The organism is Emticicia sp. (genome assembly GCF_043780375.1).
Classification (GTDB): Bacteria; Bacteroidota; Bacteroidia; order Cytophagales; family Spirosomataceae; genus Emticicia.
The window spans coordinates 1-5,097 of the sequence record NZ_JAYWCU010000230.1; the positions used below are offsets into that span (position 1 = coordinate 1).

The window sequence follows — 5,097 nt, forward strand, 5'->3', positions numbered from 1 at the left end:
GACGTGGAAAAAACAATAATTTCATCAGAAGCTATGATACAAATTGCATTTATCTCTTTGATTATCAACAGAATATAATTCCAAAACAAACTCTTATAGCATACAGCCTAAAGCTATAAAAAATGAGAGATTTTAGAAAATATGAAGTTTGGCAATTATCGCACGCTTTGGTTTTACAGGTGTATTCACAGACAATAAACTTTCCTAAAACTGAACAGTATGGAATTACAAGTCAGTTAAATAGAGCAGCAGTTTCTATCCCAACTAATGTTAGTGAGGGATGTGGCAGAAATTCAGATGCTGAATTCCATCGTTTCATTCAAATATCTCTTGGTTCTGCACACGAAGTAGAATATCTTTTGGAATTATCTTTCGATTTAAAATTTATAGATTTAGTAAAGCAAAAGCTATATCATTTAGCAAAAAAGCTAAATAGTAAAATAATTTAGACAAAATTAGCCTATAGCATACAGCTTATGGCATAAAGCAAGATTAAAAATGGCATACGATAAATTTACAGTACTTAAAAGCACCGCAGTTCCGATGCCAATCGAAAATGTGGATACTGACCAAATCATTCCTGCACGCTTCTTGAAAGCAACGAGTAGAGTCGATTTTGATAAAAACTTATTCAGAGATTGGCGTTATAATAACGATGATTCTCCGAAACAAGATTTCGTTTTGAATAACCCTATTTATTCAGGAAAGATATTAGTTGGCGGACGAAACTTCGGTAGCGGTTCGAGCCGTGAACACGCCGCTTGGGCGATTTACGATTACGGTTTCCGTTGCGTAGTTTCGAGTTTCTTTGCTGATATTTTCAAAGGAAACTCATTAAACATCGGAATCTTGCCTGTACAGGTAAGTGAAACATTTTTGGATAAAATTTTCTTGGCTATTGAGGCAGACCCAAAAGTTGAACTCGAAATAAATCTTCCTGCTCAAACTATTACTATTTTGACAACAGATGATGCGGAACGCCGACCGCAAGAAAATTTCGGAATCAATGGCTACAAAAAGAACAACATGATTAATGGCTACGATGATATTGATTATCTGCAGTCAATGAAAGCTGAGATTGCCGCTTTTGCCGATAAGAGTCTTTATTAATTTTGAATGATAGAATAATAGAATAATAGAATTGTGAATTAATCTTCATCGTTCATCTATTCTATCATTCACTCATTCGCTCATTCAAGATTGAATATGCGACACATAGAAATAATGGACACAACACTCCGTGATGGTGAACAAACCAGCGGAGTATCTTTTTCTGCCACCGAGAAGTTGGCTATTGCCCAAATGTTGCTCACCGAGGTAAAAGTCGATAGAATCGAAGTTGCTTCTGCACGAGTTTCAGATGGAGAATTATTGGCTGTACAGAAAATTACAAAATGGGCAAAAGAACATGATTTTCTCGATAAAGTAGAGGTTTTAACCTTTGTTGATGGTGAATCTTCGGTCAATTGGATGCTCAAAGCGGGTGCAAAAGTGATGAATTTATTGACTAAAGGTTCAATGAATCATTTGACACATCAATTAAAGAAAACGCCCGAACAGCATTTTAGCGAAATCGTCCAAGTTATTACTTTGGCTCAGTTGAAAGGAATAAAAACAAACGTTTATCTCGAAGATTGGAGTAATGGCATGCGAAATTCGAGAGATTATGTTTTTAGTTTTCTTGATTTCTTGACTACGCAACCTATTGAGCGAATTTTATTGCCAGATACTTTGGGTGTACTTACGCCACAAGAAACATACGTTTTTTTGAAGTCTATTGTAGAGCGTTATCCAAAGCATCACTTTGATTTTCATGCCCACAACGACTACGATTTAGGTGTTGCCAATGTTATGGAAGCCATTAGGGCAGGCGTGCAAGGTTTGCATTTAACCGTTAATGGTATGGGTGAACGCACAGGAAATGCTCCTTTGTCGAGTACAATTGCCGTTATAAATGATTTTATGCCCGACGTAACGACTTCGGTTGTTGAGCAATCGCTATATACGGTTAGTAAAATCGTTGAAACCTTTTCTGGCTTTAGTATTCCAGTTAATAAACCTGTCATTGGTGAAAACGTTTTTACCCAAACAGCAGGAATTCACGCTGACGGCGATAACAAAAATAATCTGTATTTTAATGATTTGATGCCCGAACGCTTCGGCAGAACTCGAAAATACGCTCTCGGAAAAACTTCTGGGAAAGCCAATATTGAGAAAAATCTCCACGAAATAGGTATTACGCTTTCGCAAGAAGAAATCAAGAAAGTTACACAAAGAATTATCGAACTCGGCGACCGTAAGGAAGTTGTTACGAAAGAAGATTTGCCGTACATTATTTCAGATGTACTTGATAGTGAAGCAATTGTGGAACGTGTGCAGGTGATGGACTACGTAATGACTCATTCAAAAAACCTTCGCCCGTCGGTTTCATTGATGGTAAAAATTGATGAAGAAGTTTTTGAAGAAAACGCCCAAGGCGATGGTCAGTATGATGCTTTTATGAATGCCTTGAAGAAGATTTATATAAAAAAGAAAATCAATCTTCCAACCCTTACAGATTATGCCGTAAGAATTCCGCCTGGAGGAAAAACTGATGCTCTTTGTGAAACGATTATTAGTTGGGAATGTCCAACAAAAAGTTTCAAAACTCGTGGATTAGATTGCGACCAAACTGTTTCGGCCATTAAAGCTACTCAGAAAATGTTGAATTTAATTTGAGAGAATAGGCACAAAGGTTTAGAGGTGCAAAGGCACAAAGTAGCAGTTAAATAAACAATATATCGAGATTTGATAGTTTGGCAAAAGGCTATGCAATTTGGACTTACCTCACCAGTTAGACGTTCTGCTGTTTCAATTCCAAGCAATATTGCAGACGGCTATGGAAGAAATAGTACGGGAGATTATACTCGATTTTTACAAATTGCGATTGGTTCTCTTTTTGAGGTTCAAACCCAAATAGAAATAGCCTTTAATCTCAATTATATTTCAGAAAATGACTTTCAAACTCTATTCGAACTAAGTCGTGAGATTGAAAGAATGTTATCAAGTTTAATTTATAAATTAAAAAAATGACACTTTGTTGCTTTGTGCCTCTGTGCCTTTGCCCCTTTGTGCCTCAACAAAAAAATGAAAAAACATATCTTAATCGTACCAGGTGACGGAATAGGACAGGAAGTAACTGCCGTTGGTAAAAAAGTTGTAGAGAAAATCGCTATAAAATTCGGTCATGAATTTACTTATGACCAAGCATTGATCGGTCATGCTGCTATCGAGGCAACTGGCGACCCACTTCCTGAAGAAACACTCATAAAAATGAAGGCGTCGGATGCCATTTTATTTGGTGCAGTAGGACATCCAAAATACGACAATGACCCTACGGCAAAAGTTCGTCCAGAACAAGGTTTATTGAGAATGCGTAAAGAATTAGGACTTTATGCCAATCTTCGACCAATCAAACTTTTTGATGAGTTATTAGATGCATCAAGCATCAAACCTGAATTATTAAAAGGTGCTGATATTTTGTTTTTTCGTGAATTGACTGGTGATGTTTACTTCGGGAAACGTGAGCGTATTGACGGCGGAAACACAGCGTATGACACCATGATTTATAGCAAATATGAAGTAGAACGCATTGCTCGAAAAGCATTTGATGCAGCCATGACTCGTGGGAAAAAATTAATGTCGGTGGATAAAGCAAACGTACTCGAAAGTAGTCGTTTGTGGCGTGAAGTGGTACTTGAAGTAGCAAAAGATTACCCAGAAGTAGAACTCTCGCACCAATTTGTTGATGCAGCTGCGATGCTTTTAATCAAAGACCCACGTAAATTCGACGTAGTTGTAACAGGAAATCTTTTTGGAGATATTTTGACTGACGAAGCGTCACAAATTGCTGGTTCGATGGGAATGTTGGCTTCAGCATCCATCGGTGACAGTACGGGGGTTTACGAGCCAATTCATGGTTCGGCTCACGATATTACTGGTAAAGGTGTTGCAAATCCATTAGCTTCGATTCTATCAGTGGCTTTAATGCTTGATATTTCGTTTGGCTTGAAAGCAGAGTCGGAAGCAATTATCGCTGCTGTTGAAGCGACTTTGAAAGCAGGTTTCCGAACAGGAGATATAGCCGATGTTTCTACGCCAAAGGCTATGATTTTGGGAACAGATGCAATGGGTGAGCAAATTTTGTCAAGAATCTAAGAAAAATTTACAGTCTATGGTCAATAAATAGTTCATAGAAATACAAATAATTCAATTTCAGTTATTGTTTAATAGAAAAGGCGGGTTTTTGCTCGCCTTTTCTGTTTTCAGAAAAAAATAATGCGTAATTTTGATTAAAAAATCACCAAAACCAATCTAATGAAAAAGTCAGTTTTTATTGCTATTATATTACTAATCAGTCAATTAGGTTTTTCGCAAACCCAAAAAACAACATTTCCAAGTCTAAAAATAGGATATGTTTATGAAGATTATATTCTACAAAATCTTAATGATGTAAAGAATTTGCAAGCCGAAATTGCTTCCAAAAAAGTAACTTTTGAAACAAAATTAGAGCAAAAAGCTAAAAACTATCAAGAAGAATATGCTATCTATCAGGCAATGATGAAAGATATTACAGGTCTTACAACCGATTCATTGAATGCAAAATTGAAGAAAGTACAGAATCTGAAAAAAGATGCAGAAGAATTTCAAACTACCTCAGAGGCTGAATTACAAAAGATGATTCAAGCGAAATTTGTAGCAATTCGTGCGAAAGTAAACGCAACTATAAAGACCGTAGCAGCCGAGAAAAGTTATAAAATTGTATTCAGAAGAAACGCAGATTCGGGCAATAATGAATCAAATACAGTTTTGCTTTATTCGGCTGATAATGGCAAAGATGACCTCTCAGATGCTGTTTTGGTGAAAATGGGCAGTACTCCGCCGAAGAAATAATAATAGACTTCCTGCGAAAGTATTTTAAGTCGAAAAACGCCATCTTTTCGGCTACAAATTGAGGAAATTTTTCAACCGTAGCGGTGCTATGCTTTCAAAATTTCCTCAATTTTCGCTTGAAAATCTACTATTTTTCAATCATAAAACACTTTCGCAAGAAGTCTA

General features: G+C 36.6%; 6 protein-coding genes. All 6 read left to right on the forward strand.

The features are described from left to right. The first annotated feature begins 122 nt into the window (after positions 1-122). Entirely contained in the window at positions 123-449 is a 327-nt protein-coding gene (locus tag ACH2CJ_RS17780) for a four helix bundle protein (RefSeq protein ID WP_394994726.1), read from the forward strand. A gap of 49 nt (positions 450-498) precedes the next feature. Next, a complete protein-coding gene (gene leuD, locus ACH2CJ_RS17785) occupies positions 499-1,110 on the forward strand; it encodes a 3-isopropylmalate dehydratase small subunit (RefSeq protein WP_394994728.1) in 612 nt (203 codons plus the stop codon). Between the two features lie 114 nt (positions 1,111-1,224). After that, positions 1,225-2,718: an alpha-isopropylmalate synthase regulatory domain-containing protein gene (locus ACH2CJ_RS17790; RefSeq protein ID WP_394994731.1), complete on the forward strand. Its 1,494-nt coding sequence runs from the start codon at positions 1,225-1,227 to the stop codon at positions 2,716-2,718. A 69-nt stretch (positions 2,719-2,787) separates the two neighbouring features. Next, entirely contained in the window at positions 2,788-3,072 is a 285-nt protein-coding gene (locus ACH2CJ_RS17795; RefSeq protein WP_394994733.1) for a four helix bundle protein, read from the forward strand. A gap of 54 nt (positions 3,073-3,126) precedes the next feature. Continuing rightward, a complete protein-coding gene (gene leuB, locus ACH2CJ_RS17800; RefSeq protein ID WP_394994736.1) occupies positions 3,127-4,197 on the forward strand; it encodes a 3-isopropylmalate dehydrogenase in 1,071 nt (356 codons plus the stop codon). Positions 4,198-4,356: 159 nt separating this feature from the next. Further along, positions 4,357-4,932, forward strand: coding sequence for an OmpH family outer membrane protein (locus ACH2CJ_RS17805; RefSeq protein WP_394994739.1), 576 nt, complete (start codon positions 4,357-4,359; stop codon positions 4,930-4,932). The last annotated feature ends 165 nt before the right edge of the window (positions 4,933-5,097 follow it).